At 67.7% G+C, this 14,267-nt stretch carries 15 protein-coding genes, 1 other RNA gene and 1 pseudogene; 9 read left to right on the top strand and 8 right to left on the bottom strand.

What is annotated here, in order from left to right; all coding sequences use genetic code 11:
• Positions 1-8 precede the first annotated feature (8 nt).
• On the top strand, positions 9-329 hold the full coding sequence (locus ACP7AU_RS01605) for a YbjQ family protein (protein ID WP_303695630.1): 321 nt from the start codon (positions 9-11) through the stop codon (positions 327-329).
• Here the strand turns inward: ACP7AU_RS01605 and ACP7AU_RS01600 are convergent.
• The 3 genes from ACP7AU_RS01600 to ACP7AU_RS01590 form a co-directional block, all read right to left on the bottom strand.
• Positions 296-1,060 carry a sterol desaturase family protein gene (locus ACP7AU_RS01600; protein WP_426035513.1) on the bottom strand — a complete coding sequence of 255 codons (765 nt, stop codon included), beginning with the start codon at positions 1,058-1,060 and terminating at the stop codon, positions 296-298. The genes ACP7AU_RS01605 and ACP7AU_RS01600 overlap by 34 nt on opposite strands.
• A 43-nt stretch (positions 1,061-1,103) precedes the next feature.
• Positions 1,104-2,201 (bottom strand): NADH:flavin oxidoreductase, encoded by a 1,098-nt coding sequence (locus ACP7AU_RS01595; RefSeq protein ID WP_426050305.1) that lies wholly within the window; start codon positions 2,199-2,201, stop codon positions 1,104-1,106.
• A gap of 250 nt (positions 2,202-2,451) precedes the next feature.
• The gene (locus ACP7AU_RS01590) at positions 2,452-3,501 is read right to left on the bottom strand and encodes an Mrp/NBP35 family ATP-binding protein (RefSeq protein WP_426035509.1); all 1,050 of its coding nucleotides are present in this window, start codon (positions 3,499-3,501) and stop codon (positions 2,452-2,454) included.
• 70 nt (positions 3,502-3,571) lie between these two features.
• Between ACP7AU_RS01590 and miaA the strand changes: the two genes are divergently transcribed.
• Complete coding sequence (gene miaA / locus ACP7AU_RS01585; RefSeq protein WP_426035507.1) at positions 3,572-4,441, top strand: tRNA (adenosine(37)-N6)-dimethylallyltransferase MiaA; 870 nt, start codon at positions 3,572-3,574, stop codon at positions 4,439-4,441.
• Positions 4,442-4,469: 28 nt separating this feature from the next.
• On the opposite strand, the gene ACP7AU_RS01580 is transcribed toward miaA, so the two are convergent.
• Positions 4,470-5,870, bottom strand: a complete 1,401-nt coding sequence (locus tag ACP7AU_RS01580) for a TonB family protein (protein WP_426050304.1) — start codon at positions 5,868-5,870, stop codon at positions 4,470-4,472.
• 58 nt (positions 5,871-5,928) lie between these two features.
• The gene (locus ACP7AU_RS01575; protein WP_426050303.1) at positions 5,929-6,333 is read right to left on the bottom strand and encodes a BlaI/MecI/CopY family transcriptional regulator; all 405 of its coding nucleotides are present in this window, start codon (positions 6,331-6,333) and stop codon (positions 5,929-5,931) included.
• Between the two features lie 210 nt (positions 6,334-6,543).
• Here ACP7AU_RS01575 and ACP7AU_RS01570 point away from each other — a divergent pair, with 210 nt between their 5' ends.
• Positions 6,544-6,765: a hypothetical protein gene (locus ACP7AU_RS01570; protein ID WP_426050302.1), complete on the top strand. Its 222-nt coding sequence runs from the start codon at positions 6,544-6,546 to the stop codon at positions 6,763-6,765.
• Positions 6,766-6,811: 46 nt separating this feature from the next.
• On the opposite strand, the gene ACP7AU_RS01565 is transcribed toward ACP7AU_RS01570, so the two are convergent.
• Positions 6,812-8,506 carry a bifunctional protein-serine/threonine kinase/phosphatase gene (locus ACP7AU_RS01565; protein ID WP_426050301.1) on the bottom strand — a complete coding sequence of 565 codons (1,695 nt, stop codon included), beginning with the start codon at positions 8,504-8,506 and terminating at the stop codon, positions 6,812-6,814.
• 174 nt (positions 8,507-8,680) lie between these two features.
• On the opposite strand from ACP7AU_RS01565, the gene ssrA reads away from it, so the two are divergent.
• From ssrA to ACP7AU_RS01545, 4 genes and pseudogenes are all read left to right on the top strand, one after another.
• Positions 8,681-9,048: a transfer-messenger RNA gene (gene ssrA / locus ACP7AU_RS01560) on the top strand.
• 138 nt (positions 9,049-9,186) lie between these two features.
• Positions 9,187-9,672: an SspB family protein gene (locus ACP7AU_RS01555; protein WP_426035497.1), complete on the top strand. Its 486-nt coding sequence runs from the start codon at positions 9,187-9,189 to the stop codon at positions 9,670-9,672.
• A gap of 186 nt (positions 9,673-9,858) precedes the next feature.
• On the top strand, positions 9,859-10,614 hold the full coding sequence (locus ACP7AU_RS01550; RefSeq protein ID WP_426050300.1) for a C13 family peptidase: 756 nt from the start codon (positions 9,859-9,861) through the stop codon (positions 10,612-10,614).
• A gap of 61 nt (positions 10,615-10,675) precedes the next feature.
• A pseudogene (locus ACP7AU_RS01545) lies at positions 10,676-11,075 on the top strand (GFA family protein).
• On the opposite strand, the gene ACP7AU_RS01540 reads toward ACP7AU_RS01545, so the two are convergent.
• Together ACP7AU_RS01540 and ACP7AU_RS01535 are read right to left on the bottom strand one after the other, a co-directional pair.
• The gene (locus ACP7AU_RS01540) at positions 11,072-11,365 is read right to left on the bottom strand and encodes a RusA family crossover junction endodeoxyribonuclease (RefSeq protein ID WP_426036060.1); all 294 of its coding nucleotides are present in this window, start codon (positions 11,363-11,365) and stop codon (positions 11,072-11,074) included. The pseudogene ACP7AU_RS01545 and the gene ACP7AU_RS01540 sit on opposite strands and share 4 nt — an antisense overlap.
• A gap of 62 nt (positions 11,366-11,427) precedes the next feature.
• Complete coding sequence (locus ACP7AU_RS01535) at positions 11,428-12,042, bottom strand: peptidylprolyl isomerase (RefSeq protein WP_426050299.1); 615 nt, start codon at positions 12,040-12,042, stop codon at positions 11,428-11,430.
• 97 nt (positions 12,043-12,139) lie between these two features.
• On the opposite strand from ACP7AU_RS01535, the gene fumC reads away from it, so the two are divergent.
• Positions 12,140-13,531, top strand: coding sequence for a class II fumarate hydratase (gene fumC, locus ACP7AU_RS01530; RefSeq protein WP_426050298.1), 1,392 nt, complete (start codon positions 12,140-12,142; stop codon positions 13,529-13,531).
• A 2-nt stretch (positions 13,532-13,533) separates the two neighbouring features.
• A complete protein-coding gene (locus tag ACP7AU_RS01525) occupies positions 13,534-14,265 on the top strand; it encodes an AAA family ATPase (protein ID WP_426050297.1) in 732 nt (243 codons plus the stop codon).
• Positions 14,266-14,267 lie beyond the last annotated feature (2 nt).

Below are 14,267 nucleotides of genomic sequence, written 5' to 3'. Positions count from 1 at the left end.
CGCCCGTCATGATGACCTCCACCACCAACGAGATCTTCGGCCACAAGGTCGTGCGCCACATCGGCGTCGTGCGCGGCATCACCGTGCGCTCGCGCAACGCCATTTCGGACATGGTGGGGGGCGTCCAGTCGATGCTCGGCGGCCGCGTCGGGGCCTATGTGAAGCTGGCCGAGGTCGGGCGGCAGGAAGCCTTCGAACATCTGGTCGAACACGCCAGGGCCGCCGGGGCGAACGCCATCCTGGCCATGCGCTACGACGCCACCGAGATCATGCCCGGCGTGACCGAGGTGCTGGCCTACGGCACGGCGGTCGTCGTCGAACCCGTCTGAGTCCTGTCCGCAGGCGGCATGGCGTCGGTCCCGCACCAGCGGTCCCAGACCCGGAAATAGAGCCCGAAATTCGTCCTCATGTGGGTGTGGTGCCGGCTGTGATGGGTCGCCGTGATCAGCTGTGAGCCGATCCGCCCGCGCACCCAACGATCCGGCCACATCTCCCGGCCGCAGTGATTCATCACCGCCGTCGCCGTCATCACCGTCAGCATCACGGCCAGCATCCAAATGTTCAGCGGGACGATGAAGGCCAGAACCGGCAGCAACCAGGCGGTCAACACGGCCTCCGCCGGATCGAAGGCGAAACTGGCGAAGGGGCTGGGGTCGCGCGCCCGGTGATGCGCCGCATGGGCCCAGGCGAAGACCCGCCGGTCGTGCAGCAGCCGGTGGGTCCAGTAGTAATGGGCGTCCTGCACGATGAGCAGGAGCAGGAAACTGAGCGGCAGCCACCACAGGGGCCAGGCGGCGGGATCGAGATACAGTTTCGTCCCGCCCGCCTTCCACGCCTCCAGGGCGATGGCCGCGGGGAAGGCGTAGATCGGCGTCGACAGTAGTGAGTAGCGGATCTCGTGCAGCATCAGCCTGCGCGACGGCCGCTCGCGGTTCAATCGGCGCCCGACGCCGTTCGGTCGCCCCCAGGTGATCCACCACATGCCGCCCGCGACCAGCAGATAGCGCGCACCGATGATCAGGCTGAGCCAGACTGTGGTGACGAGGACGGCGACGACCATAGATTCACCTTACCCCTTCCTCCCCCGTCGGGGGAGGACCCCATCAGTGCAGCACAGCCATATGGCTGCGGTCGAAATCGGTCAGCTCGGCCTGGCGGCCGTCGCGGACCTTCTGCACCCAGTCCGGATCGGCCAGCAGGGCGCGGCCCACGGCGATCAGGTCGAACTCCTCGCGCTCCATCCGCCCGATCAGCCCCTCCAGCGACGCCGGTTTCGACCCGGCCCCGCCGAAGGCCGCGATGAACTCGCCGTCCAGACCGACCGAGCCTACGCTGATGGTAGGCTTTTTGGTGATCACCTTGGCCCATCCGGCGAAGTTGAGGTCCGAGCCCTCGAACTCCGGCTCCCAGAAGCGGCGCTGCGAACAGTGGAACACGTCCACGCCCGCATCCGAAAGCGGGAGAAGCCACTCGGCCATCTCGTCAGGATTGGCGGCGATCTTCGCGTCGTAATCCTGCAGCTTCCACTGCGACAGACGGATGATCAGAGGAATGTCCGCCCCCAGGCCTTCACGCACAGCCTTCACGACCTCGACCCCGAACCGGGCGCGTTCGGCGATCGACGGACCACCCCAGTGGTCGCCGCGGGCATTGAGGCCGGACCAGTAGAACTGGTCGATCAGATAGCCGTGGGCCGAATGGATCTCGGCGGCGTCGAAGCCCAGCTCACGCGACGCCCGTGCCGACCGGCCGAAGGCGGCGATGGTGTCGGCGATATCCTCCTCGGTCATCGGCTCGTATTTCTGCTTGCCGGGCGCGACGAGGCCGGACGGGCTGTCGACCTGGCCCAGCGGCTCCCAGTCCGCCGTTCGGCCGCGCGCGGCGCCGACGTGCCAGATCTGCGGCGCGATCAGGCCTCCGGCCGCATGGACCTCGTCGACCACCTTCTTCCATTCGGGCAAGGCCTCGCCGTGGAAGACCGGCACACTGGCGTCGTTGCGCGCGGCGGGACGCTCGACCACCGTGCCCTCGGTGATGATCAGTCCGACCTCGCCCTCGGCCCGGCGACGGTAGTAGGCCGCGACATCCGAGGTCGGGATGCCGCCCGGAGAGAAGGATCGCGTCATCGGCGCCATGACGATGCGGTTCGGCAGCGTCAGCCCCTTGATCGTGAAGGGCCGGAACAGGGTGTCGACGCTCATCGGAAGTCTCGCGGGAGGATGCAGGAAGCGGCAAGGTGGCCGTTTCCGTTGCGTTTGAAAACCCTCGATTTTGCTATTTTCATTCGTCATCCTCCGGCGCGAAGCGACCGGGGGACCCAGCGGCGCGCGAGAGCGCGAACCTGTCGCGCCCCCTGCTGCGTCCGACATCGGGCCTGGACAGATCGCCTTCGGCGCCGCTGGGTCCCCCGGTCTCCGCTGCGCTTCGCCGGAGGATGACGAAAGTGAGGGGCTACAGCCCCAGTTTGGCGACCAGGGCTTCCGCCATCGCGTCGAACCGATCCGCGACCCGCCCGGACGTGAGAGGCGCGCCTGCATCCGCTGCCTCTCGCAACGAGGCATCCAGCGGCAGGTCGCCGAGGAAGTCGACGCCCAGCCGTCCGGCCTCCGCCTGCGCTCCGCCGCGCCCGAAGACGTCGCCGCTCATGTTCTCGATCAGGCCCAGGGTCGGAACATTCACCCGCTGGAACAGGGTGTGGGCCCGCCGCGCGTCGGCCAGGGCCACCTCCTGCGGCGTCGAGACGATCACCGCGCCGTCCAGCGGCGTCTTCTGGATCACGGTCAGCTGCACGTCCCCCGTGCCCGGCGGCAGGTCGACGACCAGCACATCCAGCGGCCCGGCTTCCGTGCCCCAGCGCGTCTGGGTCAGCATCTGGGTGATGGCCTGGGACGCCATCGGCCCGCGCCAGATCATGGCGTCGGTCCTCTGGGTGAGCAGGCCCACCGACATGGCCTTCAGCCCGTGCGCCACATGCGGCACGATCGCCCCGTCCTCATAGGCGGGCTGGCCCGACAGCCCCAGCATGGTCGGCAACGACGGCCCGTAGACGTCGGCGTCGAGGATGCCGACGCTCAGGCCGCGCCGCGCCAGGGCCGTCGCGAGGTTGACCGCGACGGTGGACTTGCCCACCCCGCCCTTGCCGCTGGCCACGGCCAGCACGCGCCGCACATGGGCCGGGCGATCAGTCGGCACGGGCGCCCTGGCGCGCGTCTGGTCGACGGCGGCGGGCGACAGGGAGGCCTTGCGCCCGACCGGGGCCGTCTCCGACGTCAGCACCACCGACACCCGCGCCATTCCCGGCATGGCCTTCAGCGCCGCCTCGGCCGCGTCTCGCACCGGGGCCCAGGCGGCGGTCCGGTTGGCCGGGACCTCGATCACGAAGCCGGCGCGATCCTCGGCCACCGTCAGCCCCTTCGGCACCCCGGCGTCGATCAGTCCTTGGCCCGTGTCGGGATCGAGGATGGCGTTGAGCACGGCTTCGACGGAGGCGCGGTCGATCAAGGGGATCTGTCCCGGTTGCGAGGGAAGGATGCGCGTTCTATCGCCATCCCCTGTCCCGCGCGAGCACCCGTTGTCCCATCCGCCCATTACATTGATCGCCGGACCGACCGCCTCGGGAAAGTCGCGCCTCGCCCTGGAGCGCGCCCGGGCGACCGGCGCCGCCATCGTCAACGCCGACAGCCAGCAGCTCTATGCCGACCTGCGCGTCCTGACGGCCCGACCGTCGCGCGACGAGGAACGGCAGGCGTCGCACCATCTCTATGGGACCGTCGATGCGGCGGAGGCCTGGTCCGTCGGACGCTGGACCCGCGCGGTCCTGCCCCTGATCGACGAACTGGCCAGCCAGGGTCGCCCGATCCTCCTCGTCGGCGGCACGGGGCTGTATTTCACCGCCCTGACGAAGGGACTGGCCGACATCCCCGAGGTGCCGATCGAAGCCCGCGACGAGGCCATGGCGCTGTATGACACCGAGGGCGAGGCCGCCTTTCGCCTGCGACTGATCACCTTCGATCCGCCGGCCGAAGCGGGCATCGCGAGCGGCGACCGTCAGCGTCTGACCCGCGCCTTCGCCGTGGCCCGGTCGACCGGTCGGTCCCTGTCGGACTGGCAGGCGGGCACCACGCCGCTGCTGAAACCCGGGAGATACGACCGGCTGGTTCTCGAGCCGGAGCGGGAGACTCTCTACGCTGGCTGCGACGCCCGGGTCCTGGCGATGATGCAGGACGGCGCCGTCGAGGAGGTCCGCGCCCTGATCGCCCGCGACCTAGACACGGCCCTGCCCGCCATGAAGGCCGTGGGGGTCCGGGAGATCGCCGCCTGGCTGGCAGGCGAAACCACCCGCGCCGATGCGGTGGCCGCCCTTCAGCAGGCCACCCGCAACTACGCCAAACGCCAGCTGACCTGGTTCAGGAACCAGTGCCGGGATTGGGCGAGGGCCTGACTGCGAGCACCATCAGGCCCTCGTCTCACTACTCGGCGGCCCTAATGAACCGGACGGTGAAGCGAACCGTGCCCCCGACCGCGACGCCATCGACGCTCCGGGGCGACAGGCGCGCGGCGGCCGCAGCTTCCACGGCGGCGCCGCCGTATCCCGCGCCGACAGGCGTTTCATTGACGATGGCGCAGTCCGAGACGCGGCCGTCGGCTTGCACATTACAGGAAAGGTCGGCGTTGCCACTGGTCGAACCCTGTTCAAGAGCCGCCGCCGGGTAGGTCAACGGCATCGGCATCCGGGACCAGCTCGGATTGGTGATCACCTCGGCCTGACGCTGTGCCTCAGGGGTTGGCGTCGGGAGCGGCGCGGGTTCCGACGTCGGCGCGGGCGCGGCGATTGCTCGCGAAGCGACGGACGGCAGGGCTCGCGTCGCGGAGACGACCGACCGAGGCGTGGGAAGCGCACGGCTCACGGTCATGACCGGAGCAGGTTGCGGGGCGACTACGGCCTCCCTCTGGGCCGCGAGGGCATAGGCGCTCGTACCGGCCACTGCCGCGACGGCGACGCCCAGACCGAGGACGGCCAGGCGCTGGCGAACGCCCGAGGTCGGGACCGGGGACAGGATGGCTTTCAGGCGACGCATGACGAGTATCCTTCTGCTGCTGGTGAACGTGAGTGCGGGCGCGTCATCGCCCTTGGGCGAGGCGCGAAGCGCGTCGAGGAGTGAGCGGGCGTAGAGCCTGCGGGCATCGTCTCCGGCGTGAGCGAGGGCCGCAGCGTCGCAGGCCTCCTCCCGCGCGGCGGAGCGATAGTCGCGAATGATCCGGAGGAGCGGGTTGCAGGCCAGAACCGTGAGGAGCGCCTCCTCGATCCACAATGCGCGATGATCGCCGCGCTTCAGGTGCGCCAGTTCGTGGGCGCAGACGGCGCGCAGGGATTGCGGATCCGTCGCGTCGAGAAGGCTGGCCGGCAAGACGAGAACGGGCCTGAGCAGTCCGGCGATGAGCGCCTCGGCTCCGGCCGCGCGCACCCGGACCTCCGGCGTCGGCGCGCCGAGACGCCGGGCCGTGTCTTCAACGATCTGTCGGACGGCGGGCGAGGCCTCGCCCGAAGCACGGATCAGGCGATTCAGGCGCAGGCTGCGCCTGGCCAGCCAGATCACCCTGATAAGAAACAGCAAACCGGCCAGGGCGAGGATGCCGAGCGCCAGCGGTTCGCCGACGGGCGCCACGGCGGCGCCCTGCGGGACGATGATCTCGATCACGTCGGGGCCGGTTGCCGGACCTTCGAGCCCGACGGCGCTCGCAACGGTCGGCGGCGGCAGTAACAGCGCAGCCCCGACGAGGACGATCGGTAAGGCAGGGAGATAGAGCGCCAGAGCCCAGGCGGTATCGCGCAGGACCGGGTCCGGCGCACCGGCCTCGAACAGCCGCACCAGTCCTTAGGCTGCGCCGTCCAGAATCAGCGACAATCCCAGCGACAGCGCGAGCAGTTCAGCCGTTCCCATTGCCGACCTCCCGCTTGGCGACCGGCGCGTTGAGCATTGCCTCCAGTTCGGCAATGTCGGCATCGTTCAGAAGCTGGCTGCCGGTGAAGGCGGCCGCCGGCAACGCCTCGTCCATGTCGAGCAGGGCCGAGAACCGGCGCATCAGTCCAGTCAGGACCTCCACCTTGGGCCGGGTCTGGGAATAGACGGCCACGCCATGCACATCGCTCCGCGAGACCAGGGCCTTGGCCCGCATCCGCTCCAGGACGGTGCGGGTCGTGGACGGCGTCCAGTCCATCTGGGCCGCGATCCGGTCATGGACCTCGCGCGACGACAGATCGCCGTCGCGCCAGAAGCACTTCAGGACCTCCAGTTCGGCGTCCGTCGGGGTCGGGGTTCCGGTCTGCGACATGTCGGCTCCGTACTTGTCGTGTATACGCTACAATTGTCACGCAGACACGTCAAGCGTCGCCGTATTGTCCTTGCGCTCACGAGGCGATCCTGGATCGGGCGAGAGTTCAGGCGAGGCTGGAATTGAACCCTTCTGGCTGGGCATCCAAAGAGGCTTGTCCGTGTGTCGTCTTGCCCGTATAGATTGCGGACCGATCATCTGGAGAACGCTATGAAGTTGCGGATGGTGACCGGCGGCTTTCTTGTGCTCGTCGGACTAGCGGCCGTTGTCTTCGGCGCAGCGTTCGTCAAAGGCCCGCTTTATTTCTGGCTAGACGCCTTCGCGGCGGACAGGGTTCAGCTCCATGCGATCACCGTAGGGGTCTCCGCACTCGTCATCGGGGCCGTCACCATGGCGTCGGCACGATGGAGACCGGGGCCGTCCAAGGCGTAGCATCTCCGGTTGCGAGTTCCGTGACCGGTTCGATGCGGCTCATGGCTCACCCCACCATCAACGACGCCAGCAGCAGCACCAGCAACACGGCGCTGATCCCCTGCCAGAACCGCACCGGCTCGCGCTCCATCAGCGACAGGTCGCGGCTGGGCGGCACGGCGGCGGCGCTGCCGCCTTCGAGGACGTGGATCAACTCCTCGACGTCGGCGAAGCGGTCGCCGGGCTCGACGGCGAGGGTCCGCAGGATCGCGGCCTCCAGCCAGGCGGGCATGTCGGGGCGATGGCTGGTCGGGCGGGTCGGCTTTTCGAACCGTATGCGGTTGAAGTCCTCTTCCTGGCCGCTCGGATAGTCGCCGGTGAAGAGGCGATAGAGAGTCACGCCCAGGGCATACTGGTCGGTCAGGGTGTCGCCCTTGTTCCCGGCGAACATCTCCGGCGCCTTGTAGCCGGGGGTGCCGGGTGTCTCGGCCTCGGCGAACTCCTCGATCCGCGGCAGGCGCGCGACGCCCAGGTCGATCAGCTTGAGGCCGCCGTTCGTCTCCAGAAGCACATTGTCCGGCTTGATGTCGCGGTGGGTGATGCCCTGGCGGTGCAGGGCCGCAACCGCGCGCGACAGACGGATGGCGATGCTCGCGCCTTCCGGGATATCAAACGGTTCTTCGGCGATCCTGGCGTGCAGGGTCCGGCCGACATAGAGGGGCTGGGCGATATAGAGGCGGCTCTGGCGCCCGGCGTCGAGCGTCAGGGTCTTGCCGACGAACGGACTGTCGATGCGCCGGCCGATGAAGCTCTCGCGCAGGAAGGCACCCCGTGCACCGCTCTCGGACAGCAAGGCGGGCTTGGGGAATTTCAGGACCACGGGGCCGCCGCCCTCCTCGTCCTTCGCCGCGAAGACCCGGGTGTATTTCCCGTCGGACAACAGCCGCTCCAGCCGGAACCGGTCGACATTGTCGCCGACGTCGGGCGGCGGCGGGATCGCCAGGCCGGCGGCCTCGGCGCCGATGGCGTCCTGATCCACCGCCCCGATGCGGATGACGTCGATGACGATGGCGGTAGCGTTGTCGCGGGTCTCTTCCTCGCCCGCCTTGTCGACGATGGCCTGGGCGTCGGCCTCGGGCGACGCGCGCCGGGCCAGCAGTCGCGTCAGATCCTCGTCCGACACTGCGCCGTGCACGCCGTCGGTGGTTAGCAGCAGCCGGTCGTGCGCCTTTAGCGCCACCGCCCGCGCATCGAGCCTCAGGTCCGGCTCGATGCCGATGGCGCGGTACAGGACGTGGCTCAGGCCGGGCTGGGCCAGCACATGGTCCTCGGTCAGCAGGGTCAGGACGCCGTCCCGGAAATGCCAGGCCCGGCTGTCGCCCACATGCAGGACCGTCGCCTCGCGCCCGCGCATGACCAGGGCGGTGAAGGTCGTCGCCGCTCCGGCCATCTCCGGATCCGACCGGCCCTTGGCGTGGAGCCAGCGGTTATAGCCCGACAGGGCCGCCACCCCGGCCGCAGCGATGCCCTTCAGCGGGCTTTGGTCCAGATAGCCGTCGATAAAGGTCCTGCCCGCCAGTTCCGACGCGACGCGCCCCGCCTTCGACCCGCTGACTCCGTCGGCGACGATGGCCAGCATGCCATGCAGGGCCTGTTCGGACGGCGTGCCGAGGTGCACCGCGCCGAAATCCTGGTTGTCCTTGCGCGGCCCGAGCGCCGTGGCGAACCCCGCCGCGATCTCCAGCCTGCCCTTCGCGTCCATGGTCGATCCCCCTCCACCCCACCGTGCACCCCGGCGAAGGCCGGGGTCCAGACGGTGGTTGGGATTTAGACACGCGGCCGGCGGCTGTACGCGTCTCCTGGATCCCGGGCCTTGGTTCATCCTCGGGCCGGCGAAGCCCGACCCGGGGGCCGGCTGAACGGAACGGAGAGCGGGGAACTTGGCATTCACCCGCAGGGCCCCTATATTGGCCTTGCCGGGGCTTGCTCCGGATATGGCGATAAACGCGCTTGTAATAAGCGGACCGGACCCGGGTGCGATTCCCGGCGGCTCCACCATCTCTTCCTCCGCGTTATCGGCGGGACAGCATGGGGCCGACTAGCATCGACGGACGTGTAAAGAAGACTGCTTTTGCCCGTCCTGGCCCACCGTATCGGGCCATTTTCTAACTGCGAACGATAACTTCGCTGGAGAAGTCCGCCTCGCCGCGTAATGCGGTTCGGTTGATTTCGAATCTTAAGTCCTAGGGGTTCAGATCCTTAGGCGGGGCCGCCGGAGGGCCTGCCAACAGAACCTCCGGCACTTTCCCTGTTTGAAGAGGCAATCCTTCTGATTCTTGAAGGATGGGGGCCTGCCAACAGAACCTCCGGCACTTTCCTCGCATTCTTATCTTCCGCCCAGGGCACGGTCCCGCTATCTGTCGCCCCGCAGCGAGGATACCCATGGCCGAAGAGACCCCGCCCGTCGACGAGATGCAGTACGAGAAGCTGGCGCAGGACGCTCTGCGCGGGGTGATCCGTTCCGCCCTCGAACGCGCGGCCAGCCCCTCGGGCATCCCCGGCGCCCACCATTTCTACATCACCTTCAAGACGCGCGGCCCCGGCGTCTCCGTCCCGCCTGACGTCATCGCCAAATATCCCGACGAAATGACGGTCGTCCTCCAGCATCAGTACTGGGACCTCGCCGTCGAGTACGACCTGTTTTCGGTCATGCTGAAGTTCGGTGGAATGCCCAAGGTCCTGACCGTGCCCTATACGGCCGTGACCCGCTTCTACGACCCCAGCGTCCAATTCCTGCTTCAGTTCGAGGCGCCCGAGCCGGTGCCAGAACCCGTCGCTGAATTGCCCGCCCCGACCCGCACCGATCCGACGCCGTCCGGCGACGACGGCCCCAAGGTCGTCTCGCTGGACCAGTTCCGGAAGAAGTAAGCCGTGCGCCCCGGCCCCCGGGTCCGGCTTCGCCGGCCCAAGGATGAACCAAGGGCCGGGGGCCGGATCGTGCACGCGATCGCCTGGATTTGAAGCTCGACCCGGACTCCGACTGCGAGATTTTCCATCTGGACCCCGGCCTTCGCCGGGGTGCACGGTGTGAGGTGGATTGGCGTCGGGGGTCGCATGTTCAGACTGGTTTTGTCGGTGCTGCTCAGCATGGCCTGCGCGACGACGACGGCCGCTCAGACCGCGCCCGCCAGCCGTTTCGACGGCTGGGCCTCCGCCGTCGTCGCCGCCGACTGGCGCACCAGCCAGGGTGAGCCGATCCAGGCCTTCGACAACGCCCGCCGCGACCTGACCTCGGGCTTCCTCGCCGCAGGCTTCTCGCGCGCCGACATGGTCGACTACAGCCTGCGTCCCGATGTGACGCCCGTGACCACCGACATGGCGGCCGTCCGGGGCATCGCCGAGGCGACGGCGAGAGCCACGCGAGGCTGCCTGCTCTACATGACCTCGCACGGCGGTCCTCAGGGCATTGTGTTCGGCCCGAACCGGATCCTGAGCCCGACCAGCATGGTGACGCTGGTGCGCGGCTGGTGCCAGGACCGGCCGACAGTGGTGGTTCTCTCCGCCTGCTATTCCGGCATCTTCGTGGACTCCCTCGCCGCGCGTAACCGGATGATCATGACCGCGGCCCGCCGTGACCGCTCCTCGTTCGGATGCAGCGAGGATACGACCTACCCGTATTTCGACGCCTGCGTGATCTCGACCCTGCCGACGGCGACGGACTTCATCGCCCTGGCCAACGGGGTCCGCGCCTGCGTCAAAACCCGCGAGGAGGCTGAGGGCCTTTCACCCGCCTCGGAGCCGCAGGTCTCGATCGGGGCCGACCTGCAACTGCTTCTTCCGACGCTGCGCTTCACCCGGCCGTCGCCTTGACGGATTGCGTCGCCATCATTCCGGGTATAGAACAGAACATGAACGCGGAAGGAGGTTGTCGATGCTGACCGGAGGCTGCCATTGCGGCGCCATTCGCTATGAGACCGCCGAGGAAGCGATCCATCACGCCCTGTGCCACTGCACCGATTGCCGTAAATGCGCGGGGGCGCCCGCGGTCGCATGGGCCCTGGCGCCGTCCGATCAGGTGAAGATCACGGGCGAGCCGGTCTGGTATGCCTCCCGAACATGGACGGCGCGGGTTCTGCGGACGGTGCGGGACCGGCCTGTTCTACACCAACGAAGACATCTTCCCCGACCAGATCGACGTTCAGAGTGCGACGCTCGATAACCCCGACGCCATTCCCCTCCAGGCCCAGATCCAGACTGCCGACGGCATAGGCTGGATGGCCGAACTGCACAGACTCCCGTCGTTCGAACGCTATCCCGGACCGCCGGGCTAGGCCTTGCGCGGAAACGCCCGGATGGTGATCCGCTCGCGTTCCCCCTCGCGCCGCTCGACCAGCAGCCGCGCCACCTGGGCATCGTCGTGGAACAGATAGCCCTTGATCGCGTCCAGCAGCGCCTTGGCCAGGTTGTCCAGGTCCATCCATGGCGGATCGCCGACATGCTCCATCACGATCTCGACGACGAAGTCGCCGTAGGCCGGCCGTGATCCGCGCCATTCCCTGCGGAAGAACTCGTAGACCAGCGGCTTGTAGTATTTGGCCTGGGTGGTCAGGCCGTCGATCATGATGACGACGGCGTCCCCCTCCTCGCGCGCGCGGACCTTGCCGGAGATGATCCAGTCGTCGTTCACGCGCGGCAGACTGCCGGCAGCCCGGTCGACAGGGTAGCCGCCCCGATGACCACCGGGCTGATGAGTTGCTCGTCCTCGGCCGGCGCCGAATGAATCGCCTGGATGATCTCCATGCCGGAGATGACCAGGCCGAACGCCGCGAACCCCTGGCCGTCCGGATTGCGTCCACCGCCGAAATCGAGTGCGGGCGTATCGCTCGTGACGATGAAGAAGCTGGACGTCGCCGTGTCCGGGCCGTCCCGCGCCATCGAGATTGCACCGGCGGAATGCCTCAGGCCGGTGTCGATCGTCCTCTCCAGCGTGATGGGACCCAGTCCGGGATCGTCGCTTCCGGCCGTGGTCGCGGCCTGGATCACATCGATGGGGGCAGGACTGTCGTTGGTCTCCGCCACGACGGTGCGGAAGAATGTTCCCCCGGCATAGCGGCCGGCCTGGACGTAGCGCAGGAAGTTGCAGGTGGTGATCGGCGCCTGCCCGGCGTCGAGACGAACGATGATGTCGCCCTGCGTCGTATGCAGTGTGACGAGGGGCTGATTGTCCTGCGCGAGAGCGGGGCCGCTGGTCATGGCCAGCACCGTCATCGCCAGTATCGTCAGGGTTCTTCTGATCACGCGTATCCCAGTCTCCGACGCCCGTGCGCTTGTCCGGTCATTCCTCCGTGCTACACCGCCGCGCATCCTCCCGCCACGCCCTGAAGAGCCGAAGCCGATGACCGCCTACCGCACCGAAACCGACACCTTCGGCCCCATCGAAGTCGATAACTCGAAGTATTGGGGCGCCCAGGCGCAGCGCAGCCTCGGCAACTTCAAGATTGGCTGGGAGAAACAGCCCCTGCCGGTCGTGCGTGCCCTCGGCATCGTCAAGCGCGCCGCCGCCGAGACGAATATGGCCCTGGGCAAGCTGGACCCGACCATCGCCGACGCCATCATCTCCGCCGCCAACGAAGTGATCGAGGGCAGGCTCAACGACCACTTCCCGCTGGTGGTCTGGCAGACGGGTTCGGGCACCCAGTCCAACATGAACGCCAACGAGGTGATCTCGAACCGCGCGATCGAGATGCTGGGCGGCGAGATGGGGTCGAAAAAGCCGGTCCACCCCAACGACCACGTCAACATGAGCCAGTCGTCCAACGACACCTACCCCACGGCCATGCACGTCGCCTGCGCCGAACAGGTGGTCAACGACCTGCTGCCCGCGCTCAAGACGCTGCACGCCGCCTTGAAGGCCAAGTCGGAGGCCTGGGCCCACATCATCAAGATCGGCCGCACCCACACCCAGGACGCCACGCCCCTGACGCTGGGCCAAGAGTTCGGCGGCTATGCGCAGCAGGTCGAGAACGGCATCGAGCGGATCGAACTAACCCTGCCGAAACTGATGGAACTGGCCCAGGGCGGCACGGCCGTCGGCACAGGCCTGAACGCCCCCGTCGGTTTCGCCGAGAAGGTCGCCGAACAGATCGCCGGCATCACCGGCCTGCCCTTCACCACGGCGCCGAACAAGTTCGAGGCCCTGGCCGCCCACGACGCCATGGTCTTCAGCCACGGCGCGATCAACACGGTCGCCGCGTCGCTGTTCAAGATCGCCAATGACATCCGCTTCCTGGGCTCCGGCCCGCGTTCGGGCCTCGGCGAACTGGCCCTGCCGGAGAACGAGCCGGGCTCCTCGATCATGCCGGGCAAGGTCAATCCGACCCAGTGCGAGGCCCTGACCCAGGTCTGCGTCCAGGTGTTCGGCAACAACGCCGCCATCACCTTCGCCGGCTCGCAGGGCCATTTCGAGCTGAACGTCTACAACCCGGTGATGGCCTACAACTTCCTGCAGTCGGTCCGCCTGGTCGCCGACGCGGCCATCAGCTTCACCGACAAGTGCGTTGTCGGCATCGAGGCGCGCGAAGACAACATCGCGCGCGGCCTGAATAATTCGCTGATGCTGGTCACGGCCCTGAACGGCAGGCTCGGCTACGACACCTGCGCCAAGATCGCCAAGACCGCCCACAAGAACGGGACCACCCTGCGTCAGGAAACCGTCGGTGGCGGCTATCTGACCGACGCCGAGTTCGACGAGGCCGTGCGCCCCGAGAAGATGATCTCGCCGGGTTGAGGATGACCGCCCTTACCCAACCCTACTGGATCGAGGCGTGGTTCGAGCGGCGCGAGGGGTGGGATGAGGGCGTCTATCCGTTCAACCTGCCGGCCGTGCGGTCCCTGCACACGCTGGAATTTCATCCGAACGTCACCTTCCTTGTGGGTGAGAACGGTTCCGGCAAGTCGACCCTGATCGAGGCCCTGGCCGTGGCCTGGGGTTTCAATGCCGAGGGCGGCGGGCGCGAGCACCGGTTCGGGACTCGGCAATCGCATTCGCCCCTGCACCGGTTCGTGCGGCCGATCAAATCACCGCTGCGGCTTCAGGACGGCTTCTTCCTTCGCGCCGAGAGCTTCTTCACGGTCGCCAGCTATCTCGAGGCCGCCGGCACCAATCGCTTCGGGCAGAAATTCCTTCACGAACAGTCTCATGGCGAGAGCTTCTTCGCCCTGTTTGACAATCGCTTCATCGGCGACGGCCTCTATATCCTCGACGAACCCGAAGCCGCCTTGTCGCCGAGCCGGCAGCTGTCGTTCCTGGCGCGGATGCACGAACTGGTGCTGGCCCGGTCGCAGCTGATCATCGCCACCCATTCGCCGATCCTGCTCGGCTATCCGCACGCCTGGATCTACCAGGCCTCGGAGCATGGGCTCGACCGGATCGAGTACGAGGACACCGACCACTATAAGGTCACGAAGAACTTCCTGACGCGGCGCGAGAGGATGCTGGACGTGCTGCTGAAAGACGACTGACC

It is taken from the genome of Brevundimonas sp. SL161, from assembly GCF_049896985.1.
Lineage (GTDB): Bacteria > Pseudomonadota > Alphaproteobacteria > Caulobacterales > Caulobacteraceae > Brevundimonas.
This window is presented reverse-complemented; position numbering and strand designations above follow the sequence as displayed.